Genomic DNA, 15,906 nt, shown 5'->3' with positions numbered 1-15,906 from the left:
CGATTTTTCAGGCTACCGCCTTCTTGCCCGGGATGAGACACAATCCCAGGAAGGTGAGCAGGCCGTTAATGAATAGCAGCTCCAGGCCTATCTGGAAGCCGCCGAACAAATCTTTCTGATAATGGTCTATGATGAAACAAATAATCGGTGAAATCAGTACCACAAAGGGCACCAACCTGTCGTTCACCGTTCTTTTGGTTAAAATGCCGAAGGCAAAAAGCCCGAGCAGCGGGCCATAGGTATAACCGGCAATTTTCAGGATCAGGCCGATCATACTCGGATTATTCATCCACTTGAAGCCCATTACGAACAGCAGAAAAACGCCCGCAAACGAGAGGTGCACGATCTGACGGATACGTTTGCGCTTCGCATCGCTGAGGGTGGCGTCGCGCTGTATGCCCAGTATGTCGATGCAGAAGGAGGCAGTCAGCGCTGTAATGGCGCCGTCGGCGCTGGGGAACAATGCGGAGATCAATGCAATGATGAAGATGATCGACACCGCGCCCGGCATATGTTCCAGTGCGATGGTGGGGAACAGCGCATCGCCGGTGGCCGGGATGCCCTTGGCTTCGGCAAAGAGGTGCAGCAGGCCGCCCAGGAAAAGGAACAGCAACACCACCAGCATAAAGATCACGGCAAAAGTCATCATGTTCTTCTGGGAATCTTTCAGCGTGCGCACGCTGATGTTTTTCTGCATCATTTCCTGGTCCATCCCCGTCATGGTTATAGAGATGAAAGCGCCGGCCACAATTTGTTTGAGGAAGAAAAACCGGCTCGACGGGTCCATGATAAAGATGTTGGAGTACCCTTTATCAGCCAGCGCCCGGGCTCCTTCCGGCAGGCTCATGCCAAGGTTACTGAGGATATACCACACGCACACCACCAGCCCGATAAGCATACAGCCGGTTTGCAGCGTGTCCGTCCACACGATGGTTTTTACCCCGCCTTCGAATGTATACAACAATATCATCAACAGGATGACGAAAGCTCCCACCCAGAACGGCAGGCCAAAATCTTTAAGAATGGTGAAATGCAGGATGTTCACCACCAGGTACAGCCGGGCCGTAGCGCCCAATACGCGCGACAGGATAAAAAACGAGGCGCCCGTTTTATAGGCCCGGAAGCCGAGCCTGTTTTGCAGGTAGTTATAGATAGATGTGAGCTGCATCTTGTAATAAACGGGCAACAGCACAAATGCCACCACCCCGTAACCGATCAGGTTGCCGAGCACGATCTGGAAATAGGTAAAGGATTCCTTGCCGACCGTACCGGGCACACTCACAAACGTAACGCCGCTGAGCGACGTGCCGATCATGCCGAAAGCCACCAGCATCCAGTTGGAGCCGCGGTTGCCGATAAAAAACGATTCGTTGTTCGCATTCCTCGACGTAACCCAGGCCACACCCAGCAGCAGGAGGAAATATGCGATAACCAGTGAAAACAAGATAACAGGAGACATGCGTTTATTTTGATGGTGATGTTTATAAAATTTCGAGACCGGCGGCATGATAAGGCTGCAGCAACGGGTCGGACGCCGGCAGCTCCGTGATGAGCGTGCTGATATCACCCGCATCGCACACCCGGAAGCGCTGCGAGGTGTTGAGCTTTTCGCTGATGGCCAACGAAACGACCCGCTCCGAGGCTTCCACGATGGCCTTTTTCACCTCCACCACTTCCCAGTCGTTGTCCGTAAGGCCCTGCTCCAGGCTGATGGCGTTAGTGCCCAGGAAACACAGGTCGGCCCGCACATCCTTTATCCTCGATACAACGCTGCCGCCTACGGCGATCTGCGAATTTTTGGAAATTTTATCGCCCAGGAAAATCACTTCGATATTCGGATGATGGATATATTCATAGGCCGCGGGTAAACTGACGGTGATAAAAGTCGCCGACAGTTCAGGCGGCAATGCTTTGGCCAGCTCGATAATGGTAGTGCCGCCCGTGGTAAGTACGAACATGCCGTCTTTAATGAGGCGGCATGCTTTGAGGGCGATATGTTTTTTGCTGCTTAAAGCATACACATGATCAGAGGCAACGGAGAGATGGAACGACTTGGACAACGCTCCGCCGTGTACTTTGATCAGTTTCCCCTGTTCCGCCATTTCATTCAGGTCGCGCCGGATGGTATCTTCAGACACGTCCATTTGCTGACTCAGGTCGACCGACAGGATTTTATTATGCAGGTTCACCTGGCGCAGAATAAAGGATTGGCGTTCCTTTTTTAGCATTCAGACGGATTTTGGTTTTGCACAATATAGGAGAATATTCAGAAAAAGGCGCAAAAAGACGCAAAAAATATCCGTCATTCTTGAATAAACCTGCATTTTTTTCATGCAAACAGGCAGGGATAATAGTTATCTGCCGGGCAAAATATCTGTTATATTTGAATCGTTGAAACCCGGAAACCGTTGTTGAATACATTTATTAACCATAACCTGGCCGTTGATTCCCACATTGCCTTTTCCGGCAAAACCAAACCCGAGGGGAACAAACGGATATAAAATGAATACGCTCATGGGAAACCGCCTCTATTTTCTGATCGGGCTGGCGCTGGTGATTGGCGGCTATGCAGCCGGCCATTATTTCGGGCTCAATGCCAAATACTGGTTTGGCTACGCAGGTGTGCTTGCGTTTTATGCCTGGTGCAAAAATGAATTTTCCGGTTCACCATGGAGGAAACGGAAGGTATCCTCTCCTCCTCCGCTGCCGGAGCGCCCGGAACCGGATCTGCCGCCCTTAACCGAAGCAGCCAAAGAAGGCTACCGCGAACTGGTGCGGCGCTGCCTGCCGCTCCGGGAACAGCACTGGCTGTTTCCCTACATCGATGCGCTGAAAGATCATACCAACGACCCGGAATATTCTACGTTGAACGTGCTGATGAACCACCTCAACGACCAGGAGTGCGAATGGTTGCTGGGAATAGACCGGGATGCGCCGCTCGAAGACCTGGAATGGCGGCTGAACCTCGCGCTGCGCGACAACTATCAACTGAGCGTTGCATTCCCCCAGGCAAGTGACTTTCCCCCAGGCAGCACTGTGAGCAGCGACGGCGTACTGGACGCCTTTGATAAGCCGCTCCGGGAACACGGGTTACAAATGGGATTTATGCGTACGGAACTGGAAGAATATGTGATCATGCTGCATCGGGTAGCGGACCGCGACAAGGTGGACAAAGCGGTGCAGCAAACGGGGCATGGGTATTATGAGCTGACGTAACCGGATGCCGGCGCGTTGTAACCGGTATTTCCGCGGCTTATGAAGGTGCCGGCATGGTTAACAATTTCCTTTTATACGGGGCGATGTTCACCTCACTCAATCACAATATCATACGCTGCCAGCAGGCCAATCACGGCCGGCATGGAAAATTTCGCCTTTTTGATGCGGTTCTGCGCCGGGTCGATCAAATAATGGCTGGCCGCACGGAAATCCGCTTTTTCCAGGTTGGTCTGCACAAAAGTCGCCCCGGCAAGATCACATCCGTCGAAGCTCGCTTCTGTTAAATCGGCTTCCGTGAAATCCGTTTCGTGGAGGCTGCATTTTTTAAAACGTGTTTTTTTGAGTTTCCGGCGGTAAAATGAGGCAAGGTTCAGCTGGCAGTTATCAAAAGCCACCTCGAAAAGAAAATCGTTGCAGTTTTCAAAGTGCAGGCCGAGCAATTTGCAGTCGGTGAATTTTACATCTTTCAGCGATGTTTTATTGAGTTTGGCCATACTGAGGTTGCAGCCGGTGAAGGTACATTCGGTAAAACTCACATCCGTCAGGTCCGTTTCCGAAAAGTTGCAGCCCGTAAAGGTGCAGTTATCGTATTCTCCTTTGCGGAGCGGCGCTTCGGTAAAATCCTTCTTTTCAAAATGTTCGTCTTCAAAACTGGTTCTTTCCATGGTTCCGGGCATTTTGGGCTGGAATGCAACTTACGGAAATTTGATGACGGGAACACTTCGCCATTGGAAGAGCCTGTTCAGCGGGGAGACCCCTCCCCGCTCAACGCTTTTTGTGAAAAACCTGCCGCCGCCGCCAGCGTCTGTTTGATGAGGCTTTTCTGTTCATTAGACAGGCGATTCACTTTTTGCTGTTGCCGGGTTTTTACCGGTTTGCTTTGTGTATGGGCTCCATGGTCATGATTATTGTGCCGGATGTTACGGGACGCTTCGTCCGCCAGGCGGTTCGCTTGATTTGCCTTTGGTTGCTGCTGCGTTTGCTTATCTCCGTTGCGCGCAGTGCGTCCGCCGGACCGCACATTATTTCCCTTTGCCAGTAAATCCGCCGCCAGAGCAGCGTCGTGCCAGTTGCCAATCAGCTCCTGCAAGCGATGCAGGTAATCTTTGTTCACCTGGACGCGGGCCGCCAGGGGCTTTGGCAACATGGTATACGTGTATAGCAGGGTTTTCAGTTTTTTACGCGCATCATGCAATCGTTCGGGCGGAGGAGCTGCCAGGAGTGCTGCGGTGGCCGTCAGTTCTTCGCTGAACCATGCTTCTATATTGCGGTTACGGATGGAGTGCAGGCTGGCGCGAAGCTTTCTGTCTGACTTCTTTATCTGTTGAAGGTAGGTATCGATATGCGATTGAAACGTTGCGGTTTTTTCGTTCAGTGTATGGATAGTGGCTGACTTCAGGCGCGGGTGGGTGATCTGGTATTTTTGCAGCATCGATAAGGTGAGGCCCGCTTCCCGGATTTCACCGGCTACCCGGAACATTTTTTTCACCGGCTTTATGGCACGGTCCGCATCCTTTCCATGCCCTCCTGCCGATGCAAAACCTGCAAAGGCTTTCAGCTTTTTAACTTCCACCCGTAGCTTGTGCAGCACTTCCAGGTTGGGTGTGTTTGCAAAATCGTAGAGGTAACTCCTGATGGCACGCCATCTCTTTGCCAGGTACTTATGCTGTTTTTGCTTCTTCAGCATATACAAAGTTAGCGATTATTCCCACAGCACCGTATTTAACGCAGCCTTTACACGAATCACATAAAATATTCTGAAAAGAATCAGATATTTATACACCCGTAAAAAATTTCACATGAAATTCCTTATTACCGCATTTCTCAGCATTGTTTTATTGTCCGCGCACGGCCAGGCAGACAGCATCCTGCGCGACTTTTCAAACCGCCCTGACCACATACTGGTAGCCGCACACCGCGCGCCACATGCCGATTATCCCGAAAACTCCCTGGCCGCCATCCGCGAAGCCATCCGGCTGGGTGTTGATATCGTGGAACTGGACATCCGGCAAACGAAAGACGGTATACTGGTGCTCATGCACGATAAAACCATTACCCGTACCACCGGCAAACCCGGCGGCACCGGTGACTATACCTATGCGGAGCTGCAGCAATTCCCGCTACTGCACAATGGTCAGCCCACACAGGAGCGCATCCCGACCTTTGAAGAGGCGTTAAAACTCACCAAAGACCGCATTCTGGTAGACATCGATTTCAAAGAAGGCACACCGGAAGCAGCCCGCAAAACCGTTGAGCTGGTGAAAGCCAGCGGCACCACCAGCCAGGTGCTTTTCTTTTTATACGACTACAAAGAAATCCCGCAACTGCGCAACTGGAATCCCAAAATTCCCATCATGCCGCGCGCTTACAATACCGGCGATATCGCAGGCATCGGACAGATGGGTACCTTCCCCGCGATTCACATAGACGATTCATACTATTCAGACAGCCTCGCCAATGCGCTCCGCGCCGGCGGCACCCGTGTATGGCTGAATGCGTTGGGGAAATACGACAAGGCGGAAAAAGCTTCGCCGGGAACAGGGTTCTCCGAACTTTTAAAAAAACATCCGCGTGTGAACATCATCCAGACCGATCTGCCGGCGGAACTGCTTGCATACCTGCGGTCGAAGGGGTTTCACCGATAAAAAAAGAAGGGCCGCAATATTTGCGGCCTTTCTTTTTTAGTTGTGTTATGATTATTTATTCGGGATTGTCGCAATCTCCTGTTTGATCGGCTCCTGCAGCCCGTCGAAATCGGTAATAGACCATACCGCCGGCTGGATGATGTCTACGGCATCATTGTAATCGCTGCTATTAGCGTACTCCTCAATATTTATTTTCTTGTTCTTTAACAGATCGATCAGTTGTTTGATCAGCCTGCTGTCAGACACGTTACCGATTTTGTACGTCACTGTGTAACTAGATGGCTTTTTCGGCGCATTGATGCAATAGGCGCCCACTCCGCAGCGGGTGATCATGCCTGCTTTCAGCAATATTTTGGTGTCCTGGATAATGATCCCGTGCTGATAAGTGACGTCGTCGGCAGTGATGGTAAGCCCCGCAGGAAGCGTGAGCGTGTAATCGGTGGTGCCGCTGTTGAAGAACCCGATGCACACATCTACGAATTCGCCACTGCCCCGGCGATATGCTGTATCACAGCTGGAGCCGTAGATGGAACCGGCCACGGAAATATTCGCTGGGAACACGAATGGCGTACCGGTTGGCACGCCTGCCATCTCGCCCATCCCAACCAGCTTACCGGGTGTTTCGCCGGGCGCATCATCATTCTTGTTATTTTTCTTACAGCCGGGAATAACAAACGCCAGCATCAGTGTTGCGGTTAACAGGATCAACCCTTGTCGAAGTTTCATCATGGTTTTACGTTATTAGATTTCAGATTAACAAAAAGATTTGATATCCGGGAAAAAACAAAAACCATGCCCCAGGGTTACAATGCCTCAGGCTTTTTTGCTTGATTCCCTTACGATCAATTTACCCGGCAAAACTACTTCTTTTGCATCAAATTTCTTCTTCCTGATATGGCTTAATACAAGCTGGCAGCTGATTCTGCCGATTTCAAAAGCGGGCTCGGCAATAGTAGTGAGGGAGGGAGATATAATAGCAGCTACCGGATCATTGGTAAATCCAACTACCCCGAAATCCTGCCCGACAAGAATATTTAACTGTTTCAAAGCGAGCATGGCGCCTACAGCTTTCCGGTCGTTCACCGCGAAAACCGCATCGGGTTTTTGCCGGCATTTCCAGAGCCGGGCCACGTCCTGCTCGCCATGGGCCTGCGAAAAGCCAGAATGCACAATCCATTCCTTCTTCACCGGCAACCCATGTTTTTTTAATGCGTCCTTATAGCCCTGCATACGGTTGCGGGTAAAAGCCAGCTCCTCCGGGCCCGCTATGTGCGCTATATTGCGGTAGCCATTTCCAATCAGGTGCTCGGTGGCCTCGAAAGCACCGTTGTAATCGTCCTGCACCACTTTGGAAGTGTGGATATCTTCTACCACCCTATCGAAAAACACTACCGGAATACCATCATCTATAATTCCCTGAAAACCGGTAGATAATGCAGAATCAGACGAAACACAAACCAGCAGGCCATCCAGGCTTCCCAGGGAAAGATTGCCGATCATGTCGCGCTCGCGCTCCGCGCTATCATTCGTAACGTACAGGACAAGATTATAACCCGCGCCGTATGCCACTTCCTGGATGCCGGTAATGACGGTGGAAAAATAATAATTGGTGATGGTGGGAAGAATAACACCGAGGTTATAACTGCGATGCTGCGCAAGTCCTTTCGCGTTGACGTTTGGTTTGTAGTTCAGTTCGGCGGCTTTGGCCAGCACAAGTTCCCGTGTTTCGGCCTTTACATCGTAGGCATCCCTGAGCGCCCGCGAAACAGTGGCAAATGAAATGTTCAGTGCGTTGGCGATATCCTTTATTGTAGCATAGTGTCTGCGCATGCCTCCCTTCTTTAAATAGCTGGTACTGATGAATTAAATATACGCTGGTTTTCCGATAACGTTGCCGCTGTTTTTTTTGCAGGGCCAGCGGAGTGATTGTACATTGGGTAACATTCTCGATTACAGCCAGAATCATTTACTCAATAATATTTTATGTTATGAATAGACGCATGATCTATGCAGGGCTATGCTATTGCCTGTTACTACTCATTTTCATACTGCCGGCCAGCCTTTCCGCACAAAACCTGCCTGTGAAAGGCACGGTAAAAGATGCGATCACACAGGCTCACATACCCGGTGTAAGCGTGAGTGTGAAAGGCACGTCGCACGGCACCGCCACCGGCGTCGACGGCAGCTTCAGCATACAGGCCGCGCCAAATGCGGTGCTGGTATTTACTTTTATAGGTTACGAGAAAAAAGAAATTCCGGCAGATGGGCAGCGCAACCTGCAGGTAACGCTGCAGCGTTCCGCCTCGCAACTGGGAGAAGTGGTCGTGACGGCACTCGGCATCGAGCGCAAAACACGTTCCCTGGGTTACGCCACGCAACAGCTGAACAATGCCGACCTTACCACGGTACGCCAGCCGGGCGCCAATATTATGAACAGCCTGAGCGGCAAGGTGGCCGGCGCGGTAATTACACCCGCAGCTACCGGTCCGGGTGGCGCCGTGCGCGTGGTGTTGCGCGGCAACCGTTCCATCAGCGGCAATAACAACGCACTGATTGTTGTAGACGGTGTCCCCGTCGATAACACGATGACCACCGAGCCCGGCGGCAGCGGCTCGGCCAATACCGTCGCCACACAACAGAAAAGCATCGCCAGCGGTTATTCCGGCAGCGATGGAGCGGCCAGCATCAACCCGGATGATGTGGAATCCATCACCGTATTGAAAGGACCTGCTGCAGCCGCACTCTACGGAAGCCGCGCCGCAAATGGAGCACTCGTCGTCACCACGAAGAAAGGGAAAACCGGGAAAGTAACCCTGAGCTATAACGGCGGCGTTTCGCTCGACCAGCCTTACCTGCTCATGAACCTGCAAGATACGTATGGACGTGGTAACGGTGGAGTATACGGCGCGCAGGCGGGAGAAAGCTGGGGAGCCAAGGCCACCACCTATAAAAACAATGTGCGCGATTTTTACAATACCGGCGTTACGGTGAACAACTCCGTAAATGTATCCGGCGGCACAGATAAACTGCGGGGTTATGCTTCCTATACGCACAACGCCAACAGTGGCATCGTACCCAGGAACAGGCTGGAACGCAACACCCTCAACCTTCGCCTCACTGCGGAACTGCTGCCACGCCTGACCACAGACGTTAAGGTAACTTACATGAATCAGACCATCAAAAACAAACCGCGGCTGGGCGATAACGGAGTGACCAACGAAGCACTGATCATGCCGCGCGATATGCATCCCGATTCGTTGCGCATTTTTGAAAAGTCCGATGCCAGGGGACAGCCCGTTCCTGTGTACTGGACCACCAGCTCCGCCTTCCAGAACCCTTACTGGGACGTGCACCGTACCGCGCTCAACGAGGAAAGGAACCGCATCACCCTGATGGGGCTCGCCAAATACCAGCTCACCGGCTGGCTGAGCCTGCAGGGGCGTTACAGTCTTGATAAATACGACGACAAAATCACCGGCAGTTATTTCTTCGGCACCATCCCCATGCCCACTCTTACCGGCGGCCGTTACCAGGAAGCCTATGTTAACCGATGGGAAAGGAACATGGATGTGCTGCTGTCCGGAAACAACAAACTGGGCGGCGATTTCGGGGTGAATTACAACCTGGGCGCGGCCGTATTGCGCAACCGCGGGTATAATACCCAGTCGTTCGCCAACGGCCTCAGCATTCCCAACCAGTTCAACCTGAACTTCGCTTCCACGCCCGCTTTCTCGAACCTGACGGTGGAAAAGGAAATACAGTCGGTTTACGGCAGCGCCCAGCTAGATTTCAGGCAGCAGCTGTTCCTCGACGTGAGTGCGCGGAACGACTGGTCGTCCACACTTCCATCACCGCACAGCTACTTTTATCCTTCCATCGGGTTGAGCGCTATTCTCACCGACCTGACGAAGCTGCCCGACTGGGTATCATTCGGCAAAGTGCGCGGGGCTTACACACAGGTCGGTAACGACGCCGACCCTTACCTGCTGATTCAAACATACAGCTATTCGCTTGGGGCGGGCAACGGCTTCGTGGCAAGAGACCAGATCAAATACATCAGCGATCTGAAACCTGAAAAAACCGAATCGTGGGAAGCCGGGATGGAATGGCGTTTCTTGGACGGGAGGCTGGGCCTGGATGCTACTGTTTACCGGAGCAACACCTACAACCAGCTGATATTTATCGGGCTGCCGCAGCCTAGCGGCTATAACCAGCAATACATCAACGCCGGCAACATCCAGAACAGCGGAATGGAAGTGATGTTAACCGGAACGCCCATACGGAAAGACGGTTTCACCTGGAACAGCTCGCTGAATTTCGCCCTCAACCGCAATAAAGCCATCTCGCTGAGCCCCGGTATTACCCAGGCAGCGCTCACCACCGCTACCGGTTTTGGCAGCATGCTGGTGAAACCCGGCGGCATGTACGGCGATATTTATGACTACACCTGGGCCACCGATCCTAAAACCGGTCAATACCAGATCAGTACTGCGGGCCTGCCTGTGGTAACCCCCCTGCAGAAAATCGGCAATTACAATCCTGACTATACATTGGGCTGGAGCAACCAGCTGCAATACAAAAAATTCAACCTTTCGATGCTGATCGACGGGCGGGTGGGCGGTATCGTGATATCCGGCACCGACGCGATGATGGCGTATTTCGGGATTGCAGACTATACCACCCGGTACCGGGAAGGCGGCCTGGTGCTGCCCGGCATTAAAACGGACGGATCTGCCAACACCACTCCTATCCGAGCTGAGCAGCTGTGGACACAGGTTTCGCAGGGCGGCAGAAACGGTTACGGGCAGTTCTTTGCCTATAGTGCCACCAACTTCCGCCTCCGGGAATTATCGCTCGGTTACAATTTCGACTGGCCCAACAAACTGGTGAAAAGCGCCCGGCTGGCGCTGACCGGCCGCAACCTCTTCTTTTTCTACCGCGGCAAATCCCTGCTCGACATCCCCGGCATCGGGAAACGCACCATCCCGGTGGATCCTGAAGTAGCCATCGGATCCAGCAATTACCAGGGCATCGAATCGGGCATATTGCCCATCACACGCAGCTTCGGACTGAATCTCAGTTTGTCATTCTAAGATCTAAAAGCGAATTGTTATGAAGAAAAACATGCTTTATTTCCTGTTGGTCGCCTCACTGCTCAGCAGCTGCACCGGGAAATTCGATGATATGAACAAAAACCCGGCAAAATTGTCGGACGCTGGCGCACGCGAATTGCCCTTCATGTTTACCCGGGCACAATCCGCCGCCACCATTCACCGCCCGTACTACCAGACAATTTCCATCCTGATGCCCGATCTGTACGCACAATACTTCGCGCTCACCACCACCAGTTTCCAGACCGACCGGTATGCGATGAACGACGGCTGGCTGTCGCGGCCCGGAATTATCACCTACGTGCTCACCTTACCGCAATTGCAGACGATATTCGACAATACGGACCGCCATTCCGGCGAATACGCGCTGACCAACATCATGCTGGCCTATACGTTTCACCGGCTGACGGACTACTACGGCCCTGTGCCTTATTTCCAGGCCGGGCAGGCCAAAAGCAGTATTGCGTACGATCCGCAGGACAAAATCTATGACGACCTTTTTAAGCGGCTCGATTCTGCCGTGACGAACCTGAAGTCCGGCGGACAGAGCAATGTTTTCGGCAGTTACGATATTATCTACGACGGGAATGTGCAGCAATGGATACGTTTCGCCAACACGCTGCGCCTTCGCCTGGCGCTGCGTATTTCCAGGGTGGATCCCGCGCGCGCCAAAACAGAAGCCGAAGCCGCTGTGGCAGGAGGCGTTATGACAGCGAGTTCCCACAGTGCTTACATCAAACGGTCGATGAAGGGCGACGACGCCAACGGGCTTTCCACCAATGCGGTGAATAACGAATTTTCGATGAGCTCCACTATGGCCTCCTACCTAAAGGGGTACAACGACCCGCGGCTGCCGGTGTACTTTCAGCCGGCAGTGGGCACCGGGCAATTCAAAGGTTTGCGGAACGGCTCATCTGCCACGGACATCAATAAACCCGGCAACCGTCCCGCGCAGACTTCCAATGTAGGCCCGCGTTGGGTAACCTGGAACGGCAGCACCTGGATAGGCCAGCTTGAAGCTACGCAGCCAGTGCTGCACGCGGCCGAAGCCTGGTTCCTCCGCGCGGAAGGCGCACTCAACGGCTGGAATATGGACGGCACGGCACAGGATTTATATGAGAAGGGGATTGCCGTCAGCATGCAGGAATGGGGCATTGTTGATCCGGCTGTAATTAATAATTATATTACATCAGCGGCCGTTCCGGTGGCGCCAGGAGATGAAGCAGGTTCACCCGCGGTAGCTGCCACCCCGGTAAAATGGGCCGCCACGGCGGGCATGCAGCGCGCGCAGATCGGCACGCAAAAATGGCTGGCACTGTATCCCGATGGTGTGGAAGCCTGGGCCGAATTCCGCCGCAGCGGCTACCCTGTGATGTACCCCGTCCTGCAGAGCGACAACAGCGACCTGCCGGCTGGCACATTCATCAAACGGCTGCCCTATTCTTCCGTAGAAGCTTCCACTAATGCAGCAGCCCTCGAAAAAGCAAGGCAAATGCTCAGCGGGCCGGATAACGCCGCCACCAGAGTGTGGTGGGACATCGATTAAACTGTATGAAAATTTCCGTCATCATATTATTGTTATTCACCGGCATGCACACATCCGCACAACAGGCAGACACGATACGACACACGCTGGAACAAGCTGCCCGGCAAGCCTTCCAGGCGCACACGCTCCCTGAAAGCGCCACGGCCTGGCAGCAGCGGCGCGCGGCATTGTATCATCAAATCCTGCAGCACAGCGGAGCCGTCGTAAATCATGCTTTGCCGGTCAATTACCGCGAAACGGGGCGCATCCCGATGCAAGGATATGCCATCCGCAACATTTATTTTCAAACGCGGCCCGGCGTGTATGCCACGGCCAACCTGTATGTGCCGGAAGGCGCGGGGCCGTTCCCGGCGGTGGTGGTGACGCACGGCCACTGGCAGGGTGGGCGGAACAGTGAGATCTTCCAGGCGGTAGCGCAGCAACTGGCCATGCATGGTTATGTTGCCCTCACCGTCGATGCCTGGGGCGCGGGTGAAAGAACCACTGTGCACGGCGAACATGAATACCACGGCTCCTGCCTGGGCGCATCCATGATGAACACCGGCCACCCGCTGCTGGGCATGCAGCTCACCGACAATATCCGTGCAGTGGACCTGCTCGCGTCTCTCCCTTTTGTGGACGCTCAACGTATAGGCGCTACCGGGGCCAGCGGAGGCGGTAACCAGACGATGTGGCTAGCAGCAATGGACGAGCGCGTCAAAGCCGCCATTCCCGTGGTGAGCGTAGGTACCTTTGAAGCTTATGTCATGAACAGCAACTGTATCTGCGAATTGCTGCCTGCAGGCCTCACCTTCACGGAAGAGTCCGGTGTGCTGGCGATGGTAGCGCCGCGCGGGCTGAAGCTGTTCAATGCCTCCAGGGATAATAACAAAGCGTTTACACCGGCACAAATGCAGCGCAGCTTCACCCGTGCGCAACGCATCTTCCAATTGCTCAAAGCGCCGCAGCAGCTGCAATACCAACTGTTCGATACCACACATGGGTATTGGCCGGAGATGCAGGAAGCCATGCTAGGCTGGTTCAACCTCCAATTGAAAGGCCAGGGCGATGGATCTCCGGTGAAAATCAAATCCCCCCTTTTATTGCCGCCGGCGCAACTGGCGACATTCCGCCGTGGTGAACGGGACTCACTGGTGGCTACTACGGCCCGATGGAGCCGGCAGGAAGGGATTCGGATCAAACAGCAATTCAAACCTGGTGGACAGGAGAAACAGACATTGAAGGATGTGCTGATGATGGAAGCCGCACCTGTCATCAAAAATACCACCCGGAGCGGAAAAGCGGGCGGCTGGGACAGCATTCTCATCACCACCGGCAACAACCAGCAGATCCCCTTGTTGCACCGCGCGCCACGCAATGGCTCCCGCGACTATATCATCGTACCCGGCCAGCGACTGCCCGCAGAAACGGATCAGGGCGTAGTGCTCATCGACGTATGGGGAACGGGGCGCCGCAGTTCCGCCGCTGCTACCGCCATCGACGGGCAGCTTCCTCCTTTTCATACTTTATCGCGCTCCATGCTGTGGCTCGGTAAAACCGTGATGGGGCAGTGGGTGGGCGATCTGCAGCTCGTACATACCTGGCTGAAAAAACAGGGCGCACAGCGCGTCAGCGTCGACGCAACAGGCGAAGTAGCGCTGGCGGCCATCTTTCACGCCGCATTGTACGACAATACCACTCACCTCACACTGCGCAATTGTCCCGTCAGTTACCTGTTCGACGAACGGAGCGGAGCCGACTACTTCAGCATGGCCATTCATCTCCCCGGCATATTGCCCTGGGGCGACATCAGCATGGCAGCCGGCCTGAGCAGCGCCAACATCGCGTTTATCGAACCGGTGTCCATCACCGGCAGGAAACTGGGCGCCGCTGAGCTGGATAACTATCGGAAAGAATTTGAATCACTGAAGAAAAAAGGCACTGTACAATTCATCGAAAAAAAGCAACATGAAAAATAACAGAAGAGATTTCCTGAAGCTGACCGGCCTTGCAGCTGGCGCCGCGCTCATGCCTGGTTACGGGGCATACGGGCAGTCGGCCAGCCAACTGCCGCAGGTGCTTCACGCTACCCGGATGAAACACACGCAGCGCTTCAACATGTGCGGGTATGCGGCTCCGAAAATCCCCACGGTCCGTATCGGTTTCGTGGGCGTAGGCAACCGGGGCTCCGCCGCCGTGGAACGCGTGAGTTATATCGAGGGCGTACAAATCAAAGCAGTCTGCGACGTGCGCCCGGAGAAAGCGGCTGCCGCCAAAGCCCGGATTAAAACGCCGGGGCATGATGCCCGGCTGTACACCGCCGGGCCCAACGACTGGAAGAAAATCTGCGAGCGAGACGACATCGACCTGTTGTACATCGCCACCCATTGGGCTTTACATACGCCCATTGCGCTTTATGCCATGGAACACGGCAAACATGTAGCGGTTGAAATACCCGCCGCCACCACCGTAGAAGATTGCTGGAAACTGGTAGCCACTTCCGAAAAAACGAAACGGCATTGTGTGATGCTTGAGAACTGCTGCTACGATTTTTTCGAGTTGCTGACGCTCAACATGGCGAGGCAGGGATTTTTCGGTGAAATCGTTCATGCTGAAGGCGCCTACATCCACGATATTCTCGAAAGTATGTTCGATCGTGGCAAACGATACGACCTGTGGCGGCTACGCGAAAACGCCAGGCGCAATGGTAACCTCTACCCCACTCACGGCCTGGGGCCGGTATGCCAGGTCATGAACATCAACCGCGGCGATGCGATGGATTACCTTACCTCCATGTCGGGCGACGATTTTATGATGGGCCCCATGGCGGCGAGGCTGACCGCGGAGGATGAGTTCTATCAACCCTTTGCCGGCAAACGCTTCCGGGGGAATATGAACACCACCGCCATCCGGACAAAAAAGGGCCGCACGATTATGTTACAGCATGATGTCACTTCGCCGCGTCCTTACTCCCGCATACACCTGGTAAGTGGCACGAAAGCCACCGCGCAGAAGTACCCGCTGCCCGGCAGAATTGCCACGAGCCATGAAGGCTGGCTGCCCGAAGACGAGATGAAAAAACTCGAAGAAAAATATACGCCTGCCATCACTCGTAAAATCGGCGAGCTGGCCAAGGCCATCGGCGGGCATGGCGGTATGGATTTTATGATGGACTGGCGCCTTATCGACTGCCTGAGAAACGGGCTACCGGTTGACATGGACGTGTACGATGCCGCACTTTGGAGCGCCATCGGGCCGCTCAGCGAATGGTCGGTAGCCAACCGATCCAACTCCATCAGCGTACCGGATTTCACCGCCGGCGCGTGGCAGAAAAACCTCCCGGTCGACATCTCCCTGCAGCAGGGCGGTACCACCGGCGTAAACGTATCACCATCCAACAAATAATCAA

At 53.8% G+C, this 15,906-nt stretch carries 12 protein-coding genes; 6 read left to right on the top strand and 6 right to left on the bottom strand.

The genetic code is table 11. The features are described from left to right. Positions 1–7: 7 nt before the first annotated feature. Both EGT74_RS12165 and EGT74_RS12160 read right to left on the bottom strand, forming a co-directional pair. Entirely contained in the window at positions 8–1,459 is a 1,452-nt protein-coding gene (locus EGT74_RS12165) for a sodium:solute symporter (protein ID WP_123846765.1), read from the bottom strand. A gap of 22 nt (positions 1,460–1,481) precedes the next feature. Beyond that, positions 1,482–2,228 (bottom strand): DeoR/GlpR family DNA-binding transcription regulator, encoded by a 747-nt coding sequence (locus tag EGT74_RS12160; RefSeq protein ID WP_123846764.1) that lies wholly within the window; start codon positions 2,226–2,228, stop codon positions 1,482–1,484. Between the two features lie 286 nt (positions 2,229–2,514). Between EGT74_RS12160 and EGT74_RS12155 the strand changes: the two genes are divergently transcribed. Next, a complete protein-coding gene (locus tag EGT74_RS12155) occupies positions 2,515–3,216 on the top strand; it encodes a DUF6630 family protein (protein WP_123846763.1) in 702 nt (233 codons plus the stop codon). 92 nt (positions 3,217–3,308) lie between these two features. Here EGT74_RS12155 and EGT74_RS12150 read toward each other — a convergent pair whose 3' ends face one another. Together EGT74_RS12150 and EGT74_RS12145 are read right to left on the bottom strand one after the other, a co-directional pair. Continuing rightward, positions 3,309–3,881, bottom strand: coding sequence for a pentapeptide repeat-containing protein (locus tag EGT74_RS12150; protein WP_123846762.1), 573 nt, complete (start codon positions 3,879–3,881; stop codon positions 3,309–3,311). A 77-nt stretch (positions 3,882–3,958) separates the two neighbouring features. Continuing rightward, a complete protein-coding gene (locus EGT74_RS12145; RefSeq protein ID WP_123846761.1) occupies positions 3,959–4,903 on the bottom strand; it encodes a CHAD domain-containing protein in 945 nt (314 codons plus the stop codon). A gap of 112 nt (positions 4,904–5,015) precedes the next feature. Between EGT74_RS12145 and EGT74_RS12140 the strand changes: the two genes are divergently transcribed. Beyond that, positions 5,016–5,861: a glycerophosphodiester phosphodiesterase family protein gene (locus EGT74_RS12140; protein ID WP_123846760.1), complete on the top strand. Its 846-nt coding sequence runs from the start codon at positions 5,016–5,018 to the stop codon at positions 5,859–5,861. A gap of 51 nt (positions 5,862–5,912) precedes the next feature. Here EGT74_RS12140 and EGT74_RS12135 read toward each other — a convergent pair whose 3' ends face one another. Next, on the bottom strand, positions 5,913–6,590 hold the full coding sequence (locus EGT74_RS12135) for a hypothetical protein (RefSeq protein ID WP_123846759.1): 678 nt from the start codon (positions 6,588–6,590) through the stop codon (positions 5,913–5,915). An 84-nt stretch (positions 6,591–6,674) separates the two neighbouring features. After that, positions 6,675–7,691, bottom strand: a complete 1,017-nt coding sequence (locus EGT74_RS12130; RefSeq protein WP_123846758.1) for a LacI family DNA-binding transcriptional regulator — start codon at positions 7,689–7,691, stop codon at positions 6,675–6,677. Between the two features lie 158 nt (positions 7,692–7,849). On the opposite strand from EGT74_RS12130, the gene EGT74_RS12125 reads away from it, so the two are divergent. Genes EGT74_RS12125 through EGT74_RS12110 form a run of 4 tightly spaced genes read left to right on the top strand, consistent with a single transcriptional unit; the run spans position 7,850 to position 15,902 of the window. Then, positions 7,850–10,954: a SusC/RagA family TonB-linked outer membrane protein gene (locus EGT74_RS12125; protein WP_220392847.1), complete on the top strand. Its 3,105-nt coding sequence runs from the start codon at positions 7,850–7,852 to the stop codon at positions 10,952–10,954. A 19-nt stretch (positions 10,955–10,973) separates the two neighbouring features. Then, complete coding sequence (locus EGT74_RS12120) at positions 10,974–12,518, top strand: SusD/RagB family nutrient-binding outer membrane lipoprotein (protein ID WP_123846757.1); 1,545 nt, start codon at positions 10,974–10,976, stop codon at positions 12,516–12,518. A 5-nt stretch (positions 12,519–12,523) separates the two neighbouring features. Then, complete coding sequence (locus tag EGT74_RS12115) at positions 12,524–14,476, top strand: dienelactone hydrolase family protein (RefSeq protein WP_123846756.1); 1,953 nt, start codon at positions 12,524–12,526, stop codon at positions 14,474–14,476. Then, entirely contained in the window at positions 14,466–15,902 is a 1,437-nt protein-coding gene (locus tag EGT74_RS12110) for a Gfo/Idh/MocA family oxidoreductase (RefSeq protein WP_123846755.1), read from the top strand. Before EGT74_RS12115 ends, EGT74_RS12110 begins: the two co-directional genes overlap by 11 nt. Positions 15,903–15,906 lie beyond the last annotated feature (4 nt).

It is taken from the genome of Chitinophaga lutea, from assembly GCF_003813775.1.
In the GTDB taxonomy this organism is placed as follows: domain Bacteria; phylum Bacteroidota; class Bacteroidia; order Chitinophagales; family Chitinophagaceae; genus Chitinophaga; species Chitinophaga lutea.
Note: the sequence above shows the minus strand (reverse complement) of the source record. Positions and strands in the feature narration are given on the sequence as shown.

Excerpts from the sequence above, each read along its gene's own strand:
- EGT74_RS12155 (WP_123846763.1), top strand. The coding sequence starts at position 2,515 with ATGGGAAACCGCCTCTATTTTCTGATCGGGCTGGCGCTGGTGATTGGC.
- EGT74_RS12130 (WP_123846758.1), bottom strand. The coding sequence starts at position 7,691 with ATGCGCAGACACTATGCTACAATAAAGGATATCGCCAACGCACTGAAC.
- EGT74_RS12140 (WP_123846760.1), top strand. The coding sequence starts at position 5,016 with ATGAAATTCCTTATTACCGCATTTCTCAGCATTGTTTTATTGTCCGCG.
- EGT74_RS12125 (WP_220392847.1), top strand. The coding sequence starts at position 7,850 with ATGAATAGACGCATGATCTATGCAGGGCTATGCTATTGCCTGTTACTA.
- EGT74_RS12160 (WP_123846764.1), bottom strand. The coding sequence starts at position 2,228 with ATGCTAAAAAAGGAACGCCAATCCTTTATTCTGCGCCAGGTGAACCTG.
- EGT74_RS12115 (WP_123846756.1), top strand. The coding sequence starts at position 12,524 with ATGAAAATTTCCGTCATCATATTATTGTTATTCACCGGCATGCACACA.
- EGT74_RS12120 (WP_123846757.1), top strand. The coding sequence starts at position 10,974 with ATGAAGAAAAACATGCTTTATTTCCTGTTGGTCGCCTCACTGCTCAGC.
- EGT74_RS12135 (WP_123846759.1), bottom strand. The coding sequence starts at position 6,590 with ATGATGAAACTTCGACAAGGGTTGATCCTGTTAACCGCAACACTGATG.
- EGT74_RS12145 (WP_123846761.1), bottom strand. The coding sequence starts at position 4,903 with ATGCTGAAGAAGCAAAAACAGCATAAGTACCTGGCAAAGAGATGGCGT.
- EGT74_RS12150 (WP_123846762.1), bottom strand. The coding sequence starts at position 3,881 with ATGGAAAGAACCAGTTTTGAAGACGAACATTTTGAAAAGAAGGATTTT.
- EGT74_RS12165 (WP_123846765.1), bottom strand. The coding sequence starts at position 1,459 with ATGTCTCCTGTTATCTTGTTTTCACTGGTTATCGCATATTTCCTCCTG.
- EGT74_RS12110 (WP_123846755.1), top strand. The coding sequence starts at position 14,466 with ATGAAAAATAACAGAAGAGATTTCCTGAAGCTGACCGGCCTTGCAGCT.